The following is a 24,512-nucleotide window of genomic DNA, read 5'->3' as shown; positions in this document are numbered from 1 at the left end:
TTTTTAGTGTTAATACGCCAATTTTAACCCGAACAAAACTGTTTTAACCGAATACCCCATATTATAGGAATTCTGTAATCCTGTTTCTGGATCTGGACCCGCAAAATCTGTAAATGTAAACGGATTCTGTACATCTAATGAAAGACGTAGATTAGACATCTTAAATTTATCCAAAAGCTCTTGAGGGAACGAATACGCCAACCCTATATTCCCAATTCTCACATAAGACATATCTTCATAAAACCATGGGTAAGCAGATTCTCCATACTCTGGAGATGGGTACTTGGCATCTGGATTATTTGGTGTCCAATAATCTTGTTTTAAGCTATTGAATACAGCTTTATCTCCATTAAATGTGGCAAAATTTTGATGAAATTCTGAGTGTCCAAAAACACCTTGTCTTGTGTTTACCTGAACATTCATTTCAAAATTTTTGTAATTAAAAGTGTTGGTCATACCCGCAATCCAATCTGGAGATTGTGAACCAAGTACTCTTTTATCATCTTGATTAATTACACCATCGTCATTTTGATCAACATACTTATACTGACCTGGTAATAGACCAAAAGATTCTGCTTCTGCCGCTTCATCTATTTGCCAAATACCATCTACCTCATAATCAAAAGTAGCATCGATTGGTGCACCAACTTGTAATACCCCGTTCAATCTAGAATCAGTACCTACCAAAATTTGTTCAATACCATCAAAAAGTTCTATAATCTCATTATCGTTCTTAGTAAAGTTAAAATTGGTACGCCATGAAAAATTATCTGTTCTTACGTTTACCGTATTCAAGGTAATTTCCACACCTTTATTTCTAACGGATCCAAAATTACCTATCGTTCCAGAATCACCGAATCCGGTTACAAAAGATAATTGGCGGGCAAGAATACTACCTTCTGTTTCCTTGTTGTAATATTCAAAACCAAAATTAATTCTGTTATTAAATACCGAAAGATCAAGACCAAAGTTATACTCCTTTGAAACTTCCCAAGTCAAATCTGCATTTGAAAGACCTGCTACAGATTTACCAATGCTAAATTCATCTCCAAATAAATAACTCTCTTGAGATAGGAATGCTAATGAGCTGTAAGGGTTTACCGTTTTATCATTACCTGACTCCCCATAACTTAAACGTAATTTTAAGTTGCTTAACCAATCTACATCCTTTAAAAAGGTTTCTTCACTTGCCTTCCAAGCAAAAGCTGCTGATGGAAAAAATGCCCATTTATTACCTTCAGATAGTTTTGAAGACCCATCATACCTACCAGTAAATGTAAATAGGTACTTATCTTGTATATTATAATTTAAACGACCGGCGAAAGAAGCCAATGTTTCTTTTTCATAGAAACTACCATAATCATTTGGCACATCTGATCCCGCCTGTGTATTAAAAAACAAGTAAGCATCCGTATCAAAATCCCTAACCTGAATATTACTTCCCTCAGGGTTTGAGTAGTATAAAGAATTAATTAAGGTTGTTTTAAGGTTGTGCCCTTCCGCAATATCAAAATTAAAATCTACAATATTATCCCATGTGTAAGAAGTATCAAAACCAGATTCATAGTAAGAACGTATTCTTGATGGATCGTTTCTAGATGATTTTGTCAATAAACCACGGTATTCACCAAAACGTTGAGAACTAATATTTGGAGAAAATTGTGTCTTAAAATTGATCCAATCATTTGGCTTATAGTTAAAGAAAACATTTGCAATAACATCTAAAGACCTATTGTTAACTCTCCAAGCTCCTTCTGCATCATAAATTGGATTTACAAACCTTAAATCTTGATCATCCGGAAAAAGAATAGGCTCACCATTTTCATCAAACGGATTTACAGTTGGCGCTAAACGTAATGTACTTCTAAACAATTCTCTACTGCCTTGCTCTCTTTCTGATAGTGCCAAATATGTTTTAATACCAACGGTAACTTTATCAGATACTTTTTTGGATAACGAAGCGCTAATATTATACCTTTCAAATTCCTCAATGCCCATTACCCCTTCATCATGCAAATAACCAATAGAGCCATTGTACACTAAACCATTACTACCACCTGACATACCTACGGTATGGCTGGTCTGCAATCCAGATTTTCTAAAAAGATCCATCCAATCCGTATATCTACCATTAGCAACATTAGATGCTTCTTCGTTAGATGATTGAATTTCTGTAGATCTATCTACCGCTATATTATTATAAGATGCAACAGTTCTATCTGTCCCTTGCCACTCACGTGCTCTTAGTACATCATCAACAAACGCAACATATTCAGAACCTGAGTACAGTTCTGGTACATTGGTTGCCGATCTAAGACCAAAAGAAGAATCATAGGTAAAAACAGTTTTGCCTTCAATACCACTTTTAGTAGTAATTATAACAACTCCGTTTGCTCCTCTAGAACCATAGATCGCAGTTGCAGAAGCATCTTTCAAGATATCCATCTGCTCAATATCGGCAGGGTTAAGAACACTTATATCATCAAAAAATATACCGTCTACAACAAATAACGGTTTAGAAGGATCGTCTTCTAAATTATCACTAACACCGTCACGTTCACCTCCTTGGTTCGCGGTAATAACAGTATTACCTCTTATCTTAATAGATAAAGGTGCACCAGGTTTAGAGTTCAACGTTCTAACATCCACACCCGCAATACGACCTTGAATTGCCTGACCTAAGTCCGTTTTTCTTTGTTCCGTAAGTGTTTTACTATCCACAGAGGCAACAGCACCTGTTAAATCACTTTTCTTCACAGACCCGTAACCAATAACTACAACTTCATCTAGTTGCGCAGTATCTTCTGTCATGGTAACCGATAAATTAGGTTGCCCTGAATACGTGACATCAACAGACTTATAACCTAAATAAGAGATGCTAAGTACATTTCCGTCCTCTACTGAAATACTAAAATTTCCATCAAAATCGGTCACGGTTCCATTTGATGTTCCTTTTACTACAACAGATGCTCCTGGAATTGGCATACCTTGGTCATCTGCCACCGTACCTGTAACGCTACTCTGCGCCAATAATACAGATGACATGCCCAATAAAAGGAATACCATTAATAGTTTAAGTTTTTTCATTTTTTTATTGTTAAGTTAATTGACTACTAATGTATTGTTAAGACCTTGTTAATGAATGGACATATTCATCGAAAATATGGACAATGGATAAAAATTCATTTATTTTTAAATTAATAATCACACAAAAATTGAATTAAAATTTTACATAATTCACATATTCGAAAGAATAAAAATCACATATTTTTATATTTTAAGGAATAACACACTTTAACATTTAGAGTAAAAAATCCATGCTTTTTATTAAAATGTCCATCCATAAAAACAATAACCGCAGTACTTTGTTAAACCATTCTAAACCAATATATCAATGATGAAAAATTTCTTATCAAACCTTAAATTATTAGCAGTAATAGCTATCCTATTATTAATAGGTTGTACCGAAAGTCCAAAAGACGATACCCCATGGGTCAGTCTTTTTGACGGAGAAACCTTAAACGGATGGCATAAATTAGGTGGAGATGCCACTTATGCCGTAAAAGATAAGGCCATAGTGGGCACCACTACGCATAATACACCCAATACATTTTTAACTACTGATAAAATGTATACCGACTTCATATTAGAATTAGATTATAAGGTAGATTCTTCCATGAACTCAGGTATACAAATTAGAAGTAATAGCATACCAACTTATAGAGACGGAAGAGTTCATGGCTACCAAATTGAGATAGACCCCTCTGACAGAGCATGGAGCGGTGGTATTTATGATGAATCTAGACGTGGTTGGCTTAACCCAATGACAGATAATCCAGCAGCTCAAAAGGCTTTTAAACAAAACGAATGGAACCATTATCGCATTGAAGCTATTGGAGACACTATTAAAACATGGGTAAATGATGTACCTGCTGCCTATTTAATAGATGACAAAACATCAGAAGGATTCATCTGCTTACAAGTTCACAGCATTCATGATGACCAAAAAGCAGGTACCGATATCATTTGGAAGAACGTAAGAATCCTTACTGATAGTGTTTCTAAATATTCAAGAAGTTCTCCTTTAGATCCTATTATCACTAAAAATCAATTGACCATCGATGAAAAGAAAAATGGATGGAAATTACTTTGGGACGGGAAAACAACTAATGGTTGGCGAGGTGCCAAATTAGAAGAATTTCCTGAGCAAGGATGGAAAATTGAAGATGGTGTTTTAAGCGTTCTTTCTTCTGGAGGAGCTGAATCTGCTGCAGGTGGTGATATTGTTACCACAGATCTTTATGAAGATTTTGAACTGAAAGTAGATTTCAAACTAACACCAGGAGCCAACAGTGGTATTAAATATTATGTAGATACCGAAATTAACAAGGGCGAAGGATCTTCCATAGGTTTGGAATATCAAATACTGGATGACAATCTCCATCCCGATGCCAAAAAAGGAAACCATGATGGTAGTAGAACAGTTAGTTCTTTGTATGACTTAATAAAAGCCGATGTTAATAAACCTATCAAACCAATTGGAGAATGGAATACAGCTTACATTATTTCCAAAGACAATCAAGTTGAGCATTGGTTAAACGGGACAAAAGTTCTTGAGTATGAAAGAAAGAGCGATGCCTTTAGAAAACTTGTATCTGAAAGCAAATACGCTAAGTGGCCCAATTTTGGCGAATTGGGCAAAGGTCAGATTCTACTTCAGGATCATGGAGACCTAGTATCCTTCAAAAATGTAAAAATTCGTGAAATCAGTAATACAAAAGAATAAATACAATGAGTTCAAACAGAAGAAATTTCATTAAAAAAACGGCTCTTGGTGCAGTAGGCGCTACAATAGCAAGTACTACTGCAAATGCTATGTCTGCAAAGAGCTATTCTAAAATAATAGGTGCAAATGATAGAATAAATGTAGCAATACAAGGTTTAGGCAGGAGGTATGGTGCCTATATACCCGCAATTGCACATAAGCAAAATAATATTGAGCTAAAATATTTGTGCGATGTCATGAAAAGTCAGCGAGAAAAAGCTGCCGCTAACTTGGCTTCAAAAATCAACTATAAGCCAAAACTAGAAAATGATATTCGTAAAATTTTAAACGATAAAGACGTGGATGCCATTTTCATGTCAACACCAGATCATTGGCACACACCAGGTGCCTGTATGGCCATGCAGGCTGGCAAACATGTTTTTTTGGAAAAACCTTGCAGTCATAACCCTAAAGAAGGTGAATTGGTGGTGGCTTATCAAAAAAAGTACAACAAAGTGGTGCAAATGGGTAACCAACAGCGCTCATCACCAGAATCACAAGAAATTATCAAAGAAATTCACAACGGTATTATTGGTGATGTCTATAAAGCAACAGCTTTTTACTTAAGTGCAAGAGGTCGTGTTCCTCACCAAACGAAAGCTAATCCGCCAGAAGGTTTAGATTGGGACCTTTTTCAAGGTCCTGCACCAAGAAGAGCCTACACAGATAACACTTGGGATTATAATTGGCATTGGTACGGTTGGGATTTTGGTACGGCCGAGATGGGTAATAATGCTACTCATGAACTTGATATTGCACGTTGGGCATTAGGTGTTACATATCCAGAATATGTATCTGTTGATGCTGGTAAATATCATTATAAAGATGATGGTTGGGAAATGTATGATACCATGGAAGCTACTTTTAAATTTGCAGGCAACAAGACCATAAAATGGGATGGTAACAGTAGAACAGGTTATCATAAATATGGAAATAAATATGGTAGAGGTACTATAATTGACGGTTCTGAAGGTACAGTATACATTGACCGTGGTGGATATAAGCTTTTTGACCTTAAAGGTGGGCTTATCAAAGAAAATCTTTCTTCTGGCGAAGAAGCCGGTACCGCTCTTGGTGGCGGTGGTGATATGTCTACGTTACACACTGTAAACTTTTTTGATACTATCAGAGGTAAAGCAGAACTAACATCCCCTATTGATGAAGGAGCTATTAGTCAAATGTTAACACATTATGCCAATATAGCTTCTAGAATTGATGACTCTTTTGAAATTGATGAAACTACAGGACGCATATTTAATAGAGAAGCTATGAAATTATGGTCTAGATCCTATGAGCCAGGCTGGGAAATTAAAGATGTTTAATTTCTCTTTTAAAATAAATAATCTAAAATGTAATTATTCTTTTTAGCTGGAGAAAAATTATGTACTCGTATTTCTACATTTAGTTATTAGACTAGATACTATGTTGAACTAGCATAGTATCTGGTTCTAATCATCATATCCAACTTACCGAAAACACTATGAAAAAGCATATTTATTTATGTCTTACATTACTATCTATATCTATATCTCAAGCTCAAAATAACCTTGGGGATATTGACTTGAGAACAACAGGTATTAAACCTGCAAAGGTCGATAAATTAGATGATGAGAGTTACTTAATAGATTTTGGAAAAGCATTTTTTGGCACCGTCCAGTTAAGCAGTACTATAGGGCAAGTAGATTCACTGGTTGTACATTTAGGTGAAAAACTAAATAAAGATAATAGAATAGACAGAAATCCGGAAGCCACAATTAGATATCAAAAAGTAGTTTTAGCAAATTTACCAGCTAACCAAATAATTAAGTTAAAACTAACACCTGACAAACGAAATTCAACCGGAGCTGCTATTTTATTGCCTGATAGTATAGGTGCGGTTATGCCTTTCAGATATTGTGAGATAGAAAATTTAAAAATTCCATTTAAAAAATTATCAGTACATCAAAGTGCATTGCACAATAAATTCAATGACAATGCCAGTACATTTTCATCATCGAATAAAATATTAGACTCCATATGGCAACTTTGTAAACATACGATTAAGGCTACAAGTTTTACAGGTTTATATGTTGATGGTGATCGTGAGAGAATTCCTTATGAAGCAGACGCCTACATAAATCAATTAAGCCATTACAGTGTAGATAGTCTATACAATATGGCCAGAAGAACAAATGCATACTTTATTGAAAACCCTACTTGGCCAACGGAGTGGTTATTGCACACCGTACCCATGTTTTACACAGATTATATGTATACGGGCGATTTAAAACCCTTACAAGAGCATTATGAAAATCTAAAATTAAAAACCTTAATGGATTTAGAACGTGCGGATGGACTAATTAGTTCTTCTTCACCTAACCTGAATAAAGAGTTAATTCAAAAACTAGGCTTTAAAAAATCAGATACAAAAATAAAAGACATCATTGACTGGCCACCTGCACAGAAAGACACAGGATGGGAACTTGCCACTGCAGAAGGTGAAAGAGATGGTTATGAAATAGTACCAGTAAATACTGTGATTAACTCCTTCTACTATTATAATCTAAAATTGATGAGTGAAATAGCCGCTTTTTTAGGTAAAGAAGAAGATGTTAATTTTTTTAATAAGAAAGCAGGTATTATAAAATCTGTTATCAACACTTTATTCTTTGATGAAGAAAAAGGGTACTACATAGATGGAGAAGGTTCTACTCATTCTTCTTTACATGCCAATATGATGCCCTTAGCATTTGGTATTGTGCCACAAAATTATAAAAAATCAGTTACAGATTTTATCAAAACCAGAGGTATGGCATGCAGTGTATACGGGTCTCAATATTTACTGGAAGGATTATATAATAGTAATGAAGCCCAATATGCACTAGACTTAATTACAGAAACTGAAAACGATAGAAGTTGGTGGAATATGATTCAAAATGGCGCAACCATGACTTTAGAAGCTTGGGATGTTAAGTACAAACCGAATTCTGATTGGAACCATGCCTGGGGCACCGCACCCTTAAATATTACTACAAGATATATGTGGGGTATAAAACCAAAAATAGCGGGTTTTAAGGTAGCCGAAATAAAGCCACAACTGGCTGACTTAACTTTTTCTAAAATACAAGTCCCTACCAAAAATGGAGTTATCATAGCAATTTTCAAAAAAGATAATAATGCCCATAACTATACCATTACAATACCAAACAACATGACAGCAGAATTTACAGTTCCCCCAAATTTTATGCTAATTGAATTTAATGGTCAAAAGCTAAAATCAACAAATAACCTCATCCATCTAAAAAGTGGTAATCATACAATTAAATTAAAACATTAATAACATGAATCTATTCAATATTGACAGTAAAGTAATTTTAATAACAGGCGGAGGCGGAATTCTTGGTGGTGAAATGGCCAACTATCTAATACAAAATGGCGCTACAGTAGTTATTTTAGATTACAAAGAAGATATCGTCAATAATGCAATAACAAAACTTAAAAAGAAAGGAGATAACGTATCTGGTTTTGTATGTAATGCTTTAGATGAGCAAAGCTTAAAAAACGTTTCAGACAAAATAATGGCTCAATATGGGAAAATTGATATCCTAATAAATGCTGCAGGCGGTAATATGCCCGGTGCCACTATTGGTGAAGACCAGACTATTTTTGATGTCAACATAGACCACTTTAAAAAAGTGGTAGACTTAAACCTATTTGGCAGCATTCTACCAGCATTGGTTTTTGGTAAAGAAATGGCAAACAATAAACAAGGTGTTATTATAAACATCTCCTCTATGACTGCGCAAAGTGCAATAACTAGAGTGGTTGGTTACTCTGCATCTAAAGCTGCTATAGATAATTTCACCAAATGGTTATCGGTAGAACTAGCAACTAAATTTGGTGAAGGTTTACGTGTAAATGCAATTGCTCCAGGGTTTTTTATAGGAAATCAAAATAGAAATCTTTTAATTGATCAAGAAACTGGTAATTTTACAGATAGAGGCGATACTATAATACAAAATACTCCCATGAAAAGATTTGGTGAAACAGATGAATTAAATGGTACTATTCATTATTTATGTGCTGAAGCATCAAAATTTGTAACAGGTGTAGTTGTCCCTATTGATGGAGGTTTTAGTGCTTTTAGTGGAGTTTAATAAATTATAACAAAGAAAAATGGAACAAACATGGCGTTGGTACGGACCAAACGATCCCGTATCATTATTAGATATTAAACAAGCAGGTGCAACAGGTGTAGTAAGTGCATTACATCATATACCTAATGGTGTAGTGTGGTCTGTAAATGATATTATGGAGCGTAAGAATATAATAGAAGCAGCAGGTTTAACTTGGTCTGTTGTAGAAAGTGTTCCTATCCACGAACAGATCAAGACCCAAAATGGTGATTATAAGACTTACTATGAAAATTACAAACAAACACTCACAAATTTAGGAGAATGCGGTATAGATACGGTTTGCTATAACTTTATGCCGGTACTTGATTGGACCAGAACCAATTTAGATTTTGAAATAGAAGACGGTTCTACAGCTCTTAGATTTGAAGCTGATGCATTTGCAGCCTTTGAATTATACCTACTAAAAAGACCAGGTGCAGAAAACACATATACAGACGCTCAGAAATCTGCCGCTAAAATATATTTTGATCAACTTACCGAAGAAGGAAAGAAAAAGTTGATAAGCAATATTATTGCAGGGTTACCAGGGGCTGAAGAAGGTTATTCGTTAGAAGAATTCAATGCTATTTTGGCTACTTATGATGCTATAGGACCAAAAGAACTAAAAGAACATTTATTCGAGTTTTTATCGGAAATTATTCCGGTTGCAGAAAAATCAGGTATACGTATGTGTATTCATCCAGATGATCCACCTTTCCCTATTTTAGGCTTACCACGCGTTGTAAGTACAGAGCAAGATATTGTTGACCTTTATAAAGCAGTGGATAGCCCAAACAACGGATTAACTTTCTGTACAGGTTCATTTGGTGTTAGACCGGATAATGATTTACCAGGCATGGTAGAACGCTTAGGTAATCGCATTCATTTTATCCATTTACGTAGCACACAACGCGATGCTGATGGAAATTTTCATGAAGCCAACCATTTAGAGGGAGATGTAGACATGTACGGTGTTATGAAAGCTTTAATCAAAGAGCAGGATAAAAGAAAAGCATCTGGTCGTAAAGATACCAGAATGCCTTTGCGCCCTGATCACGGGCACAAAATGCTAGATGACTTGAGAAAGAAAACCAACCCTGGGTATTCCGGTATTGGCAGACTAAGAGGCTTAGCCGAATTAAGGGGCTTGGAATTAGGTATTAGAAAAAGTATGTAATCAGTTTAGATTAATTATCAAGTGCTTGAAGTTCTTTTTCTGTAAATTCCATACCAGAAGAAGACTTCACACTTCTTAATTCTTTTATACGATTGGTGCTTAACCTTTTCGGTTTATCAGAAAAAGCATTGGTTACGTATGATATTATATTGGCTATATCCGTATCTGTTATAGTTTCATTTCTAATAAGACCAGGCATTGCTAAATTAATATTATAAACTTCACCATTTACATGCACAGGACCCTCAAGTCCATGTAAAATTATAAGGGCTAGTCTCTCTGTATTTTTAACATGTTCAGAATTCATTAAAGGAGGTGCTAAACCTTCAATTCCCTTACCACCGGCACCATGGCAAGATGCGCAAATCTGAAAAAACATTCGAGCACCACTTGTACGTGTATCTTCAGTAGTTTTCTCAGTTGTAAAAATAGCATTCATCTTATCCACTTTTTTATCTGAAATAGTTCTTGCCAGTTTGTTTACAAAAGGGGTATGTTTTAGGCTATCCATAACAATAGCATTGGCATAAATATCAGAATCAACAGCGCCTAAACCTGAAATTACAGCCTCTACGATGGTTATATTGTTTTCTCTTCTATTTAAAATTTCCATCATTAATGGTAAAAAATGATCTTCATCAATCTTGATCCAACTACCTAATGAACTACCTAAATAAAGATCCAAACTAATAGTATCACGCTCCAAAACAGTTTTAAATATTGATATAGCTTCTTCTACATTTTCTTTGGTTGCAAATCCTTTTAAAAGTAAAAGAGCATGAGAGGCTACATTTTCATCACTTCTTATGATAACCTCTGTCAAAAATTCAAATGACAATGCTTTCCAACCTTCAAGCACGTACAATGCATGAATTTGACTTAATGGCTTTTTAGTATTCAATGCAATTTCTTTTACTTCATCAATTACAGCATTAAATTTTTTAAAGATTAAATAATGCTGGGCACGGTCGCGAACCCAACCATTATCGTTCAATAATAACTTTACCAATTCACTACCGTTCAAACTATTAAAGTCTGGTGTAACATTCACCTCAGCATTTTCATGGGATACTTTTAAGATTCTTCCAAAATTCACAATAGTATCTAATTCCTTTGCTTTCGCATTATCCCTTAAATATGGACTCATATAAGCATGATGACCAATCATACCTCTATGCATATCAACAACATACATATTTCCATCAGGTCCATTTTTTAAGCTTACCGGTCTAAAGCCTTCATCTGTAGACGTAATAAATTCTTTCTTTTGCCAGGCTTGTTGTGCAATGGTAGAATCTCCAGTAAAATTTAAAAGCACTCGCTTAATTAAATTACCTTCAGGAATACAGACAAAAACATTTTCGTCATATGACTCGGTAAACTTACCACCTCTATAAACCAGCGGACTACAAGCAGCTGTAGCATTAACTAAAATACTATCCGCATTTAGCACTCCCTTTGCGTACCCCCTATTTACAGACCCTGCAAAAGCCGGATACACTCTTTGATCATTGGTAAGAAGTTTATCAACACTTGCGTTAGGGGTAAAATACTTATTTTCTATTACGGTATTAGGCAGCACATAATCTCCCAACAAAATTCTTGAATTGTCATTGTAATAAAGCCTACCAAAATTATCATGGGTAATACCCCATTGCCCTCTAAAGGTAGTAGGTTCCTTTTTCCATACCCCGTCAATTCTTCTATACCTGAAATTAGACTTTGCATTGTAAATCCAATTATCAATATTCAATTCCAATCCGTTTGGTTGATGCTCTGGGTTTCCTTCAACCGCATAAATAGAATCGACCATAACTTTATTTACCGGTTTATCGTCTTCTATATCAACAAACCATAAATACGGAGGCTCAGCATATAGTAAACCACCATATACATGTGCCAGAGCACGAGGCATCACCAAGCTATCCATAAAAATTTTTGAATGATCCGCAATTCCGTCTTCATCCAAATCTTCAAGAATTATAATACTACCGGTTGGATCTTCTTCACCAGAACCTTGTAAATCATTCATATAACCGGGCATTTGAGCAACCCAAATTCTATCCTTTGCATCAAAATCTATAGCAACGGGAGCCTTTAACAATGGCTCAGCTGCTAAAACTTCTAAATTAAAACCATCTTCAACAGTATAAGGTTCTAAAGAAACTTGAGTCTCTTTAAAGCTGGTTTGACAAGAAATTAAAAGACAGAAAGTGATAAGAAAACCAATATGAATAATACGCATGAAAACTAATTATGTAAATAGCGAACTTTATATTTTAGATAGAAAAAAATCACCAAAAACTAGGTAAAATCCGACCACTAAAATCAGTTTTAAAGTTAGGTAATCGATTACAAAAAACAGTTAAAACAAATCGATATTAACTATTTTTTGTAATCAAGATAAATTTCCAAATTATACACCGGAAAATGATGTGAAACCACCATCAACATCAAAAATGCTCCCTGTAACAAAGCTTGAAGCATCACTAAGCAGATAATGTACCATCCCATTTAATTCTGACGCATCTCCAAAACGACCCATTGGGGTATTTTTAATGATACTATTTCCTCTTTCGGTAAATGAACCGTCTTCATTGGTAAGTAAGCGTCTATTTTGATTTCCTATGAAAAACCCAGGCGCAACTGCATTAACCCTAATTTTATCTCCATGTTTAGACGCTAATTCATTTGCCATCCACTTGGTAAAAATATCAACAGCACTTTTTGCCATGGAATATCCAAGAACTCTAGATATGGTTTGTTTTGCAGCCATTGAAGAAATATTCACAATAGAACCATAACCTTGTTCTACCATTAATTCACTTAAAACTATGGTAGGTATAACGGTACCAAATAAATTAATATCGACTACTTTTCTGGTATCGCTCATAGCAATGTCTCTAACAGTCTGATCTGGTTTTACGGTTGCCCCTGGTATATTACCACCCGCAAGGTTTACTAGTCCGTCCAGATGACCGAAGTCTTCTTTAATTTTATTTTTTAACTCAATAAGCTCATTTTCGTCCATTACATCGACCTTGAAAATAAATGTACTTTTTGGAACCAGTGTATTTAACTCCTTCTGTTTGTCCTTTAATTTATCTTCAGACCTACCTAACAATAAAACTTTAGCACCATTCTCTACCAAATATTTGGCAATAGAACCACCCAAGGTTCCCGTTCCGCCAGAAAGGGCATAATTTTTATCTTTCAAGGATAATAATTCGTTCATTTATTATGTATTTATTTAGTTGTAATTATAATTTAAAAAATAATAACTCGCTATTTGATTAGACAATTTATATTGTGATGCCAAGTTAAGAGAATTATGAAAAACTATCTCTAACCTTACCTCTATTATAACTTTTACATACGGTATTATTAACCATAAATATGATTGACAGCGTATTTTGGAAGTACAACTAGTTTTTGAGTCTCATAAATGTCAAAAAATGACTCTCTTTATTTTTAGTATGATGAATATACTTCAATTACACCATTGAAAAACAACCTTTTATTAGCTAATATTATCAGAATGATAAAACTTAAGAATAACCCACAATTATCACAAATTTACTCGGGGATATCTATAGTGCCCCTTTAACTTTGCAAGGACAATTTTGGACTGTGAAGAAGGCAATTTTATTTATGATCATTAGTACGTTTTCATTTAGTTTAATGAATTCGTTTATAAAATATCTAGAACATATTCCCACCTTTGAAATTGTATTCTTCAGAACCATAGGTTCCCTAATTTTAGGAACAACATATATACTAGTAAAAGGCATTCCTATATTAGGCAACAACCGTAAGTTTATGATATTTAGAGCTCTTGCAGGTTTAACCGCAATGAGTTTGTTTTTTATGTCCTTAAAATATTTACCTGTGGGCACAGCTGTATCACTTAGGTATCTGGCTCCTATTTATGCGGCTGTATTTGCTGTTTTTCTGCTTAAAGAAAGATTAAAACCTATTCAATGGTTTTTATTTTTATTTGCCTTTGCCGGTGTTCTAGTATTAAAAGGCTTTGATAACACTATAAATACCACCGGTTTATTATTGGTATTGGCAGCATCTGTTTTCAGCGGGTTAGTATATGTACTGATTAGAAAAATAGGAAACGGTGATCACCCGTTAGTCATCGTAAATTACTTTATGTTCACAGGTACTATAATAGGAGGTATTTTAAGTATTAAAGATTGGGTAAACCCTATGGGAATTGATTGGTTGTTATTATCGAGCTTAGGTCTATTCGGTTTTTTTGGTCAAGTATTCATGACAAAAGCTTTTCAGATTGCCAAGACTAATTTAGTTGCCCCTTTAAAATACATAGAAGTAATATTTACCATTTCCGTAGGTATTTTTTGGTTTGGAGATATTTATTCTCCTTGGAGCTTATTAGGCATAGTTATGATTATTACCGCATTAATTGCCAACGTAATAATAGGGAAGAAATAAAACCCACTAGATCAGAAATAAAAATAGCTGCCAATTACAATGAATTGACAGCCTATAGTTATGGTCAGAAATTTCAATTATCTACGAGCAGTATCTTGCTCAGCCAAGCTATTATTTACATCTTTCAATGAATTAACAATAACCACATTAACCTCTCTTTCAATTTCTTCAGAATAGTTGAAGTAATAAATAGTAGAAAAAAGCAGCGCTAATGCTATTAATAGGTTAGCTATCATTTTAGAATCAAAAAAGTTCTCTTGGTTATTCATCGCTCTTCATTTAAATATTCTATGAATATAGAGCATCTTAAATTAATTAACAAATTTTTAAGAAATGGATTTTTTCCTAACCTCCTACAAATTAGCAACATAACAATTTACCTTACTGTAATTTCAATTATATTAACTTATAATTAACTGATTTGCAAATGTTTAAATCGTTTTTGAATCAAAATTACTTTGGATAACAACAATCAAAACTTTCAATTCTATTTAATTTTGAAGTATTGAAATTATAATTACTAACACATAAAATTAGAACAAATGAAAATTTTAAAAACAATAACAGCAGCAGCATTTTTATTTTTAGCTGTGGGTGTAAATGCACAAAGTACTAAGGATAAAAAAGTGATAAATGATGCTGATAAAGCGAAAGAGAAATTAATGACAATGGAAGTTGGCTTAGACCAATTCTTCAACAATTCTGCAGGATATGTAATCTTTCCGAATGTAGGTAAAGGTGGTTTTATCATAGGCGGAGCATCAGGTAATGGTGTGGTGTATGAAGATGGAACAAAAGTAGGTATGGCAGACTTAAAAAAATTAAGTGTAGGCTTACAAGCAGGTGGACAAGCAATTACAGAAGTGATATTTTTTGAAACTCCGGATGATCTAGCTGAATTTAAAGATGGGGATTTTGAATTCTCTGCAGAAGCTTCTGCCGTAGCATTAAAATCAGGAATTGCAGTAAATGCTAAGTATAGAGATGGTGTTGCCGTATTTGCTTTACCAAAAGCAGGATTAATGGCAGATGCATCTGTTGGCGGACAAAAATTTGATTACAAGCCAATGATGAAATAATTCATCACCACATAATATAAAAAAAGCCACCCAATTGGGTGGCTTTTTTGTTTCGTATTTTAACCATTAGCAGTAAAGCCAGGGTAACACGTCATGCCCCCATCTACGAAAATGGTCGTTCCATTTATATATTCAGATTCATCTGAAGCTAACCAACTGGCTACACTACCAATATCATCTGGCACTCCTATTTGCTTGTACGGTATTAATTTCAACATACCGTCCCTACCCTCTTGTGTACTCCAAACATCTTTATTGATATCCGTTTTAATAGCGCCAGGAGCAATAGAATTACATCTTACTTTATCCGGACCATATTCTTGACAAATGGTTTGCATTAACATGACCAATCCGCCTTTAGAAGCTGCGTAGTTTGCATGACCCGCCCATGGAATAACCTCATGAACAGAACTCATATGAATAAGTTTGCCTAATGATTTAGATATTTCTGGGCGCATTCCTCTTCTCTTAAATTCAAGAATAGCCTCTTTTGCACAAAGAAACTGTCCTGTCAAGTTTACATCTATCACTCTTTGCCAATCCTTTAATGGCATTTCATGTAGCGGATGATCTAACTGCAGACCAGCATTGGCAACACAAACATCTACCGTTCCAAATTTAGCCACCGTTTTTTTAAACATGTCCTTTACGTCATCTTCTTTGCTTACATCACATTTTACAACTATAGCATTACCGCAATCAGAATTTTCACTGATCCAATGTGCAACATCTTCCGCTTCTTCCTTACTACTATGATAATTAACTACAATATTAGCACCTTCCATTCCCATTGCCTTCGCAACCGCTTCGCCAATACCGTCACTAGAACCAGTAACAATACAGGTTTGGCCTTCTAATCTTTTATTTGGTTTTTGCATAATGTTTCTTTTTTATGGCTAAATATATTCCGTAATCAGGGTTTTAATTATCGCAATAACCTAAATTACTAGCACAACGTTTCTAATAAAACTTAAACATACTGAAGAAAAGCTTGGTAAAAAGAATTACTCCTTTTACATCTCAATTACTTAGTAGAAAATTTGAAAGTTGTTCTAGTAGTATACGTTTCTCCCGGAATAAGAGTAGTACTAGGAAAATTAGGTTGGTTAGGAGAATCAGGAAAATGTTGTGTTTCAAAACAGAATCCGCTTCTTTTTTTATATGGCTCTCCATTAGGTGTGGATAATGTTCCATCTAAAAAATTACCGGTATAAAACTGCATACCCGGTTGATCTGTTAGTACTTCCAATACCCTACCAGATGCAGAATGATAAGCCTTAGCAACGGAGCGATAGCCCTTTGATACATTATTTAAAACCCAACAATGATCAAACCCTCCTCCTATTTCAATTTGCTTGTGATTGTTTTTAATAGCATCATCTACCAAACGAAATGTTCTAAAATCGAAAGGTGTATGCTCTACAGCTGCTAATTCACCTGTTGGTATAAGTGAATTATTCACCGGAACAAATTTATCGGCATCAATACGAACTTCATGATCTAAGATTAATTTTGAAAAGTCGCCCGATAAATTAAAATAAGAGTGATTTGTTAAATTGACCACGGTAGTTTTATCCGTTATTGCTTTATAATCAATATCTAAACTATTATCACTATTTAAAGTGTAGGTAACCGTAGTTTGCAAATTTCCTGGAAAACCTTCTTCCATATCGGCACTTAAATAAGACAATTTTAAAGAAACAAAGCTGGCTGATTCTATCACCTCCTCTACATTCCAAACCACTTTATCAAAGCCTATTAAGCCTCCATGTAAGCTATTGTCTCCGTTGTTTTTTGCCAATGAATATACTTCTCCTTCTAAACCAAACCTTCCATTGGCAATTCTATTCCCGTAACGACCAACTATTGCACCAAAGAATGGGTTTTCATTTTCGTATAATTTTAAATTGGCAAGAGAAAGAACAACATTATTTAATTCTCCGTTTTTGTCCAACGTTTCAATAGATGTAATTCTGCCGCCATATGTAATAATACATACTTCAATACCTCCAAAATTTTTAAGCTTAAATAGCTCTACAGCTATATTAGAAGAAGAGCACCCATAGTGACTTCTATCAATAGTTAATAATCTTGGTAAATCTTCATTTGCTACATTTTTCATATTTCATAGATAATGTCCCACAACTTATAAAAACACAATTGGCAAAAAAATAATAAACCATTGATTATTTAAAATTCCTATAACCTGTAAAATAATTCAACAATCTAAGGTTAAGTGTTAGAATTATATAAACATAAAGTGTTAAAAAATAAATTTTCACATGCTATCCGCTGTAATTCAATTTGTCACAATCAGAGCACGAACTAAATTTCTACAAAAAAATTAACACGAAAATAGAGACAATAAAAACTACATGCCCCTGTATATATCTACAAATAACTAATTTTTACCTAGCGTAATTAAACAATAAAATTCACCATAACAAAAATGGAAAAATGACGATAACATTCTAAAAAATAGACCACTGTAGGGTAAAAATCTAGTTGTAATTAATTATAAAAAAATTTCAAGTCTTTAGAATCTTGCTATTTTTAGACCTACAAAAATTAAAACATGGTTTTGAATAGGTATTGCAAAGAGGACAAAGTCTTACTTGCTGTAGATTGTATTATATTCGGGTTCTATCAAGAAGAATTAAAAATATTACTTGTTAAAAGAGATTTTGAACCAGCTAAAGGTGAGTGGTCACTAATTGGTGGTTTTCTGAAAAAACAAGAGAATTTAAATAAAGCAGCTTCAAGAATTCTTAATCATTTAACCGGTCTTCATGATATTTATATGGAACAGGTACACACCTATTCTAAATTGGATCGTGACCCAAAAGAAAGAACAATATCAGTTTCCTATTTTGCTCTTATAGATATAGCACACCATTGCAAAAATCTTTTAAAAGATAACCCCATTAAATGGTTTGATATTAAAGATAGACCAGATCTAATTTTTGATCATAACAAAATGGTAAAAGATGCTCTTGCATCACTACGCAACAGAATATCCAATAAGCCCATTGGTTTTCAACTTTTGCCCGAAAAGTTTACAATGCGCCAACTTCAAAAAATGTACGAAGCTATTTTAGATACCGAATTAGATAAAAGAAATTTCATAAACAAATTCAATTCTTTTGACCTTTTAAATAAACTGAATGAAAAGGATATGACCTCATCCAAAAAAGGGGCTTTTCTATTTGAATTCGATGAGGATAAATACCAAAAAAAGGTAGAGGAAGGTTTTTGTTTTAAAATCTAATTACCCGTTAATTTTAAGCTCCTTTCGGAAACAATTTATGATTCAATAATCGTAAATTCGTTCTACACTTTTTTATGAGCAAGAAAGCCACCATTTACGATATTGCAAAAGAGCTGAAAATAACCGCAGCTACTGTCTCTAGGGCTTTAAACAACAATCCTAAAATAAGCGAAAAAACTCGCGATTTGGTTCTTGCCACAGCTGAAAAATTAAATTACAAACAAAATAGACTTGCCGTTGCTCTCAAAAGTGGTAGGAGCAATAATGTAGGTGTTGTTGTACCATTTATTAATAAAAACTTTTTTGCATCGGTAATTAGAGGCATTGAAGAAGAGCTCTACCCTAAAGGGTTTCATGTCATCATCTGTCAAACACATGAAGAAAGTGATCGGGAAAAGAAAATTATTCAAAATTTAATTAATGCACAGGTAGACGGTATTCTAGTTTCCACCTCATTTACAAATAAGAACAAAGATCAATTAAATCAGGTTTTCAAAAAAAATTCGCCTTTTATATTTTTTGATCGTGTTTTAAATTTTGATGGCATAAGCACAGTAACCATTGATGATTACCAAGGTGGATTTAATGCTACTGAGCATCTTATAAACCAAGGCTGCCAAAGAATTGCCCATTTTAACGTAGATCAAAACATAGAACTATATAATAACCGATTTAATGGTTACAAGGATGCACTTTCAAAACACGGTATTGCGTATAACAGCGATTATGTAATAACGCTAAAAAATGATATGCAGGCAGGTAAAGAAGCTGCCAAAAAACTAATGGAACTACCCGTACCACCAGATGCTATTTTCTCTTCTACGGATAATGGATTGCTGGGTGCGGTTAAATATTTACAGAGCAAATCTATAAGAATACCAGAAGATGTAAGTGTTGTAGGATTTAGTAATGAACCATTTACTCAGTTTTTAGAACCATCTATCAGCTCCGTTGACCAATCACCAGTGGAAATGGGAAAAATGACCGCTAAAGTATTTTTGGAGCAGATTGAAAATAAGCAATCTATAAACACACAAAAAAAGGTAGTACTCCCTGCTAAATTGGTTGTTAGAAAATCATCCAATAAAACCAAATAGCTGATAAATTACAATTTCGGATTTTATTTATCCTCCGTGTACTTTAATTATGCTTATTAATAGCTTAGCAATATTTTACAAATCAAACAAGCTAGGTAGCCATAAGCTTAATTGCGGAATATAAGTAACCAAGAAAAGAGCAATAATCATTGCTATAAACAAGGGCAACAAGGGTTTAAATACCTTTTCAATGGTGGTTTTGGCCACACCTACCCCAACAAATAAAACAGACCCAACCGGTGGTGTACATAACCCAATACAGAGATTCAATACCATTATAATCCCGAAGTGGACAGGGTCCAAACCTAATTTGGTGACCACTGGCAAGAATATGGGAGTAAAGATTAATACAGCAGGGGTCATATCCATAAAAATACCCACAAACAACAACAATAAGTTAATGATCAAAAGAATAACAATCTTATTATCACTTAGGCTTAAAAGTCCGGAGCTGATATCTTGGGGGATATTTTCATAAGATAATGCCCAAGACATACACATAGACGACCCGATCAATAGCATTACAATTGCCGTTGTTGCAGAAGAATCCAATAAAATTTGAGGCAATTTTGGCAGGGTGATCTCCTTGTAAATAAAGCCAAGAATTAGACTATACAATACCGCAATGGCAGATGCTTCTGTAGCCGTAAAGATTCCTGTAACAATACCTCCAATAACCACAACCAACATAAAAAGACTAGGTAAGGCATCTATAAATGTTTTCCCTACTTCTTTTAAACTACTTCGTTTTCCTACTTTGTATTTCTTCTTTTTTGCCCAGAAAGCTGCTACGATCATCAGAAATAATCCCGTCATTATTCCGGGGATATATCCCGCTAGAAACAGTGCTGCAATAGATGCACCACCACTGGCTAAAGAATAAACTATTAATACATTACTTGGCGGAATAATTAAACCGGTTGTTGCGGAAGTTATATTGACCGCTGCCCCAAATTCTTTAGAATAGCCTTCTTTTTCCATCTCAGGACCTAAAATACTACCCATAGCAGAAGCAGATGCCATTGCTGATCCTGCAATTGCACCCATTAACATAGCCGCTATGACGTTTATTAATGCCAAGCCGCCAGGAAAGGAACCTACCAATGTCTTTGCAAATGCAATGAGTCTATGGGCTATACCTCCCTTATTCATGAGCTCGCCCGATAGTACAAAAAATGGAATTGCCAACAAGGCAAAACTATCCAGACCTGTAGCCATTCTTTGAGATACCGTTGTAAACGCAGGCATTGCAGGTATACTAACCAACATGGTCAGTAAAGATGAAATTGCTATACTCCAAGCTACAGGTGTACCAATAGACAATAAGCATATAAAACTTAGTACTAAAACGATAATCGGTAAATGCTCCATCATGAATTGATATTTTTGAGGTCAGATATTTTGTAATACATAATCAACAAACCGCTGATTGGAATTATAAGGTAGACCACTGCAAGAGGTAATTGCAGAGCCGGTGATTGTTGCCCTAAAACATAAGAGATATATACTAATCTGGACCCACCTATTACAAAGGCGAACAAAACAAATAGTATAATTAATATGGTGACTATTATCTTTAAGTTTTTCTGTGTCTTTTCACTTTGCCTAAGCGGTAGAATATCTATGGCTACATGTAAATTTTTACCAGAAACATATGCAGCTCCCAGTACTCCGATCCAAATCATTAAAAAACGTGCTAGCTCATCTGTAAATGAACTAGGGTTGCCAGTTACGTATCGTGTAAAAACTTGCCAAAGTACATTAATGACCATGACGGCCATAATAAGTACTAGTGCCTTGCCTAAAACGGAATCTATTTTATTTCGCATAGTAAACTATTTGGTTTCTTGAATTTGTTTGATAAGCGGGTATATTTCTTTATCATCTTTATAGCTTTCAAAAATACCTGCTACTTTTTCTGCAAAAAGAGATTTATCTGGTCTCGTAATTTCAACACCTGCTTTTTGAACTTCGCGCAAAGCTTCCGCCTCGGCCTCAGCCCAAAGAATACGTTGATATTTTACAGATTCTTTTACTGATTCATTCAACCATTTTTTCTCTTGTTCATTCAATTTATCATAAGCATATGTACCTATCAATAAAACATCTGGCAGAACGGTATGTTCATCTAAGGAGTAGTACTTACAAACTTCATAATGTCTAGAAAGGTAAAAACTGGGTGGATTATTCTCGGCACCATCTACCACTCCTTGTTGTAAAGATGTATATAACTCGCCCCATGAAATAGGCGTTGGGGAACCACCTAATGCCTTAACCATATTTACGGCCGTAGCACTTTCCATTACGCGTATTTTTTCACCTACTAAATCTTCAGGTTTTTCAATTGGTTTGTTCATAGTGTAAAAACTTCGACTACCTGCATCATAATACCCTAAACCTTTTAACCAGTATTTCTCACCATCATTCAGCAACATTTCACCTACCGGACCGTCAAGAACATTAAACGAATGTTGACGATCTCTAAAAAGAAATGGCAGTCCCAGCACCTTCATTTTGGGAGCAAAATTTTCTAAAACACCTACAGAAACCTTGGTCATATCCAAACTACCTATTTGTAATAACTCTAGGCATTCTCTTTCTGTACCCAATTGCTGACTTGGGTAAATTTCAAGTTTTAATTTACCACCAGATCTTTCAAACAAATCTTCACTCATTTTAACCATTGCCTTATGCACAGAATGGCTAACATCTAGCCCATGACCCAAACGCAATGTTTTTACATCAGTTTGAATTTCACAGCCAAAAAATGGTATCATCAGAATAAAGAGCAGTAGTATTTTTATACTTTTCATAGAAATGTTTTAAACGGATAAGAATAGACCGATACTTTTGTATTAAAATTTGAAATACTCCTTTGCATTGTTATAACTAATATCCTGTATTATTTTACCCACCAATTCAAAATCTTGGGGTAATTCTCCCTTTTGCATTTCTTGTCCAAATAGGTTACAAACTATTCTTCTAAAATACTCATGCCTAGGGAATGAAAGAAAGGACCTAGAATCTGTCAACATTCCTATAAAACAGCTAATTAAACTCATATTGGACAATGCATTCAATTGTCTGGTCATCCCATCTTTCTGATCCATAAACCACCAACCAGAGCCAAATTGCATTTTACCTTTTATTTTACCATCATTATAGTTACCAATCATAGTGGCTAAGACTTCATTATCTGCCGGATTTAGATTGTATAATATAGTTTTGGTAAGCTTGTCTTTAGAATCCAAAGCATTTAAAAAGCTTGAAAGGGTTCTTGCTTGCGAATAATCCCCAATAGAATCCCAGCCAGTATCCGGACCAAGAATACGGTTCATTCTTGCATTATTATTACGTAATGCGCCAAGGTGAAATTGCTGTATCCATCCGCGAGAATGATATTGCTCACACAGGAATAATAATATAGCGGTTTGAAATTTTTCGTCTTCTTCCAAAGACAATTGTTTATTTTCTACCCTTTTTTGAAAAATGTTTTCAATCTCGGCATCTGTAAACATCCTGAAAGGCACATAGCTTAAACCATGATCAGACAGCGTACATCCATTTTCTTCAAAGTAATCTAAACGGAGTAAAAGGGCGTCGCACAATGATTTGTATGAGTTAATGTTTACTTTACTAACTTCGGATAGCTTCTCTAAATATTCTAAATATGTATCGTTAGAAATGACAATAGCCTTGTCTGGTCTAAAAGCAGTACTCACTTTTACATTAAAATCACTCTTCTTTAATTTGACATGGTTATCTAGGCTATCAATAGGATCTTCTGTAGTGCAAATAACCTCTACGTTCATTTTGTTAATTAGACCCTGACAGCTATACTCTGATGTTTGAAGTTTTGCCGTAGCTTCATCATAAATATCATTTGCGGTATCTTCATTCAACAACAAGTCAATATCAAAATAACGCTGTAGTTCTAGATGTGTCCAATGATATAACGGATTTCTTAATGTATACGGCACAGCTTTACCCCATTCAAGAAACTTCTCTTTATCTGGAGCGTTTCCGGTAATGTATTTCTCATCAATACCAAAAGTCCTCATGGCACGCCATTTATAATGGTCGCCGTCATTCCAAACTTTTGTCAAATTCTCAAAATGTCTATTATTCGCAATCTCATCTGGTGGTAGATGACAGTGGTAATCTATAATAGGCATTTGTGATGCATATTCATGAAATAATCTCTGTGAGAATTCATTCTCTAAAAGAAAATCTTCTGTGATAAATGTGTTATTTTTTATAATGGAACTACTCATTAATTTTAATTTGTAAGGTTTAAAACTCTTAGCTATTCTTTAATACCAAGATTATTTACGTATCGATCCTTATGAAAAATGTAGGATATAATTGATTAATTGAAATTAACTGACGCTATATATATTTAAATATTCTAAAGCTATATTCAGCTAATAACCACTCATTACAAAATACAT

The 24,512-nt window shown here is 34.4% G+C and carries 19 protein-coding genes; 9 read left to right on the top strand and 10 right to left on the bottom strand.

Going from position 1 to position 24,512, the window contains the following annotated elements; genetic code table 11:
• Positions 1-9 precede the first annotated feature (9 nt).
• The gene (locus tag UH1x_RS13700; protein WP_482622306.1) at positions 10-3,087 is read right to left on the bottom strand and encodes a SusC/RagA family TonB-linked outer membrane protein; all 3,078 of its coding nucleotides are present in this window, start codon (positions 3,085-3,087) and stop codon (positions 10-12) included.
• A 310-nt stretch (positions 3,088-3,397) separates the two neighbouring features.
• Here UH1x_RS13700 and UH1x_RS13695 point away from each other — a divergent pair, with 310 nt between their 5' ends.
• From UH1x_RS13695 to uxuA, 5 genes are all read left to right on the top strand, one after another.
• Positions 3,398-4,786, top strand: coding sequence for a 3-keto-disaccharide hydrolase (locus tag UH1x_RS13695; protein ID WP_482626509.1), 1,389 nt, complete (start codon positions 3,398-3,400; stop codon positions 4,784-4,786).
• 5 nt (positions 4,787-4,791) lie between these two features.
• Positions 4,792-6,147 (top strand): Gfo/Idh/MocA family protein, encoded by a 1,356-nt coding sequence (locus UH1x_RS13690; protein WP_482622304.1) that lies wholly within the window; start codon positions 4,792-4,794, stop codon positions 6,145-6,147.
• 158 nt (positions 6,148-6,305) lie between these two features.
• Positions 6,306-8,141 carry an alpha-L-rhamnosidase-related protein gene (locus tag UH1x_RS13685; protein WP_482622302.1) on the top strand — a complete coding sequence of 612 codons (1,836 nt, stop codon included), beginning with the start codon at positions 6,306-6,308 and terminating at the stop codon, positions 8,139-8,141.
• Between the two features lie 4 nt (positions 8,142-8,145).
• The gene (locus UH1x_RS13680) at positions 8,146-8,961 is read left to right on the top strand and encodes an SDR family oxidoreductase (protein WP_482622300.1); all 816 of its coding nucleotides are present in this window, start codon (positions 8,146-8,148) and stop codon (positions 8,959-8,961) included.
• Positions 8,962-8,980: 19 nt separating this feature from the next.
• Positions 8,981-10,156, top strand: coding sequence for a mannonate dehydratase (gene uxuA, locus UH1x_RS13675; protein WP_482622299.1), 1,176 nt, complete (start codon positions 8,981-8,983; stop codon positions 10,154-10,156).
• A gap of 10 nt (positions 10,157-10,166) precedes the next feature.
• Here uxuA and UH1x_RS13670 read toward each other — a convergent pair whose 3' ends face one another.
• Positions 10,167-12,401, bottom strand: a complete 2,235-nt coding sequence (locus UH1x_RS13670) for a DUF7133 domain-containing protein (RefSeq protein WP_482622298.1) — start codon at positions 12,399-12,401, stop codon at positions 10,167-10,169.
• Positions 12,402-12,572: 171 nt separating this feature from the next.
• A complete protein-coding gene (locus tag UH1x_RS13665; RefSeq protein WP_482622296.1) occupies positions 12,573-13,391 on the bottom strand; it encodes an SDR family oxidoreductase in 819 nt (272 codons plus the stop codon).
• Between the two features lie 395 nt (positions 13,392-13,786).
• Between UH1x_RS13665 and UH1x_RS13660 the strand changes: the two genes are divergently transcribed.
• On the top strand, positions 13,787-14,617 hold the full coding sequence (locus tag UH1x_RS13660; RefSeq protein ID WP_482622295.1) for a DMT family transporter: 831 nt from the start codon (positions 13,787-13,789) through the stop codon (positions 14,615-14,617).
• Positions 14,618-14,694: 77 nt separating this feature from the next.
• On the opposite strand, the gene UH1x_RS13655 is transcribed toward UH1x_RS13660, so the two are convergent.
• Positions 14,695-14,886, bottom strand: coding sequence for a hypothetical protein (locus UH1x_RS13655; RefSeq protein ID WP_482622293.1), 192 nt, complete (start codon positions 14,884-14,886; stop codon positions 14,695-14,697).
• Between the two features lie 273 nt (positions 14,887-15,159).
• Here UH1x_RS13655 and UH1x_RS13650 point away from each other — a divergent pair, with 273 nt between their 5' ends.
• Positions 15,160-15,696, top strand: a complete 537-nt coding sequence (locus UH1x_RS13650) for a lipid-binding SYLF domain-containing protein (RefSeq protein WP_482622291.1) — start codon at positions 15,160-15,162, stop codon at positions 15,694-15,696.
• A gap of 59 nt (positions 15,697-15,755) precedes the next feature.
• Here UH1x_RS13650 and UH1x_RS13645 read toward each other — a convergent pair whose 3' ends face one another.
• Complete coding sequence (locus tag UH1x_RS13645; RefSeq protein WP_482622290.1) at positions 15,756-16,574, bottom strand: glucose 1-dehydrogenase; 819 nt, start codon at positions 16,572-16,574, stop codon at positions 15,756-15,758.
• Between the two features lie 146 nt (positions 16,575-16,720).
• Positions 16,721-17,818, bottom strand: coding sequence for an aldose epimerase family protein (locus UH1x_RS13640; RefSeq protein WP_482622288.1), 1,098 nt, complete (start codon positions 17,816-17,818; stop codon positions 16,721-16,723).
• A gap of 453 nt (positions 17,819-18,271) precedes the next feature.
• Between UH1x_RS13640 and UH1x_RS13635 the strand changes: the two genes are divergently transcribed.
• The gene (locus UH1x_RS13635) at positions 18,272-18,964 is read left to right on the top strand and encodes an NUDIX hydrolase (RefSeq protein WP_482622286.1); all 693 of its coding nucleotides are present in this window, start codon (positions 18,272-18,274) and stop codon (positions 18,962-18,964) included.
• A 74-nt stretch (positions 18,965-19,038) separates the two neighbouring features.
• On the top strand, positions 19,039-20,061 hold the full coding sequence (locus UH1x_RS13630) for a LacI family DNA-binding transcriptional regulator (protein WP_482622285.1): 1,023 nt from the start codon (positions 19,039-19,041) through the stop codon (positions 20,059-20,061).
• A 75-nt stretch (positions 20,062-20,136) separates the two neighbouring features.
• Here UH1x_RS13630 and UH1x_RS13625 read toward each other — a convergent pair whose 3' ends face one another.
• Genes UH1x_RS13625 through uxaC form a run of 4 tightly spaced genes read right to left on the bottom strand, consistent with a single transcriptional unit; the run spans position 20,137 to position 24,335 of the window.
• The gene (locus UH1x_RS13625) at positions 20,137-21,432 is read right to left on the bottom strand and encodes a TRAP transporter large permease (protein ID WP_036152612.1); all 1,296 of its coding nucleotides are present in this window, start codon (positions 21,430-21,432) and stop codon (positions 20,137-20,139) included.
• Positions 21,432-21,890, bottom strand: a complete 459-nt coding sequence (locus UH1x_RS13620; protein ID WP_482622283.1) for a TRAP transporter small permease — start codon at positions 21,888-21,890, stop codon at positions 21,432-21,434. Before UH1x_RS13620 ends, UH1x_RS13625 begins: the two co-directional genes overlap by 1 nt.
• Positions 21,891-21,896: 6 nt before the next feature.
• Entirely contained in the window at positions 21,897-22,874 is a 978-nt protein-coding gene (locus UH1x_RS13615; RefSeq protein ID WP_482622282.1) for a TRAP transporter substrate-binding protein, read from the bottom strand.
• Between the two features lie 42 nt (positions 22,875-22,916).
• A complete protein-coding gene (gene uxaC / locus UH1x_RS13610; RefSeq protein WP_482622280.1) occupies positions 22,917-24,335 on the bottom strand; it encodes a glucuronate isomerase in 1,419 nt (472 codons plus the stop codon).
• Positions 24,336-24,512 lie beyond the last annotated feature (177 nt).

The sequence above is a fragment of the Maribacter sp. UH1 genome (genome assembly GCF_056839145.1).
Note: the sequence above shows the minus strand (reverse complement) of the source record. Positions and strands in the feature narration are given on the sequence as shown.

Excerpts from the sequence above, each read along its gene's own strand:
- UH1x_RS13620 (WP_482622283.1), bottom strand. The coding sequence starts at position 21,890 with ATGCGAAATAAAATAGATTCCGTTTTAGGCAAGGCACTAGTACTTATT.
- UH1x_RS13680 (WP_482622300.1), top strand. The coding sequence starts at position 8,146 with ATGAATCTATTCAATATTGACAGTAAAGTAATTTTAATAACAGGCGGA.
- UH1x_RS13685 (WP_482622302.1), top strand. The coding sequence starts at position 6,306 with ATGAAAAAGCATATTTATTTATGTCTTACATTACTATCTATATCTATA.
- UH1x_RS13645 (WP_482622290.1), bottom strand. The coding sequence starts at position 16,574 with ATGCAAAAACCAAATAAAAGATTAGAAGGCCAAACCTGTATTGTTACT.
- UH1x_RS13640 (WP_482622288.1), bottom strand. The coding sequence starts at position 17,818 with ATGAAAAATGTAGCAAATGAAGATTTACCAAGATTATTAACTATTGAT.
- UH1x_RS13615 (WP_482622282.1), bottom strand. The coding sequence starts at position 22,874 with ATGAAAAGTATAAAAATACTACTGCTCTTTATTCTGATGATACCATTT.
- UH1x_RS13635 (WP_482622286.1), top strand. The coding sequence starts at position 18,272 with ATGGTTTTGAATAGGTATTGCAAAGAGGACAAAGTCTTACTTGCTGTA.
- UH1x_RS13665 (WP_482622296.1), bottom strand. The coding sequence starts at position 13,391 with ATGAACGAATTATTATCCTTGAAAGATAAAAATTATGCCCTTTCTGGC.
- UH1x_RS13655 (WP_482622293.1), bottom strand. The coding sequence starts at position 14,886 with ATGAATAACCAAGAGAACTTTTTTGATTCTAAAATGATAGCTAACCTA.
- uxaC (WP_482622280.1), bottom strand. The coding sequence starts at position 24,335 with ATGAGTAGTTCCATTATAAAAAATAACACATTTATCACAGAAGATTTT.
- UH1x_RS13670 (WP_482622298.1), bottom strand. The coding sequence starts at position 12,401 with ATGCGTATTATTCATATTGGTTTTCTTATCACTTTCTGTCTTTTAATT.
- UH1x_RS13625 (WP_036152612.1), bottom strand. The coding sequence starts at position 21,432 with ATGGAGCATTTACCGATTATCGTTTTAGTACTAAGTTTTATATGCTTA.
- UH1x_RS13695 (WP_482626509.1), top strand. The coding sequence starts at position 3,398 with ATGAAAAATTTCTTATCAAACCTTAAATTATTAGCAGTAATAGCTATC.
- uxuA (WP_482622299.1), top strand. The coding sequence starts at position 8,981 with ATGGAACAAACATGGCGTTGGTACGGACCAAACGATCCCGTATCATTA.
- UH1x_RS13630 (WP_482622285.1), top strand. The coding sequence starts at position 19,039 with ATGAGCAAGAAAGCCACCATTTACGATATTGCAAAAGAGCTGAAAATA.
- UH1x_RS13700 (WP_482622306.1), bottom strand. The coding sequence starts at position 3,087 with ATGAAAAAACTTAAACTATTAATGGTATTCCTTTTATTGGGCATGTCA.
- UH1x_RS13690 (WP_482622304.1), top strand. The coding sequence starts at position 4,792 with ATGAGTTCAAACAGAAGAAATTTCATTAAAAAAACGGCTCTTGGTGCA.
- UH1x_RS13650 (WP_482622291.1), top strand. The coding sequence starts at position 15,160 with ATGAAAATTTTAAAAACAATAACAGCAGCAGCATTTTTATTTTTAGCT.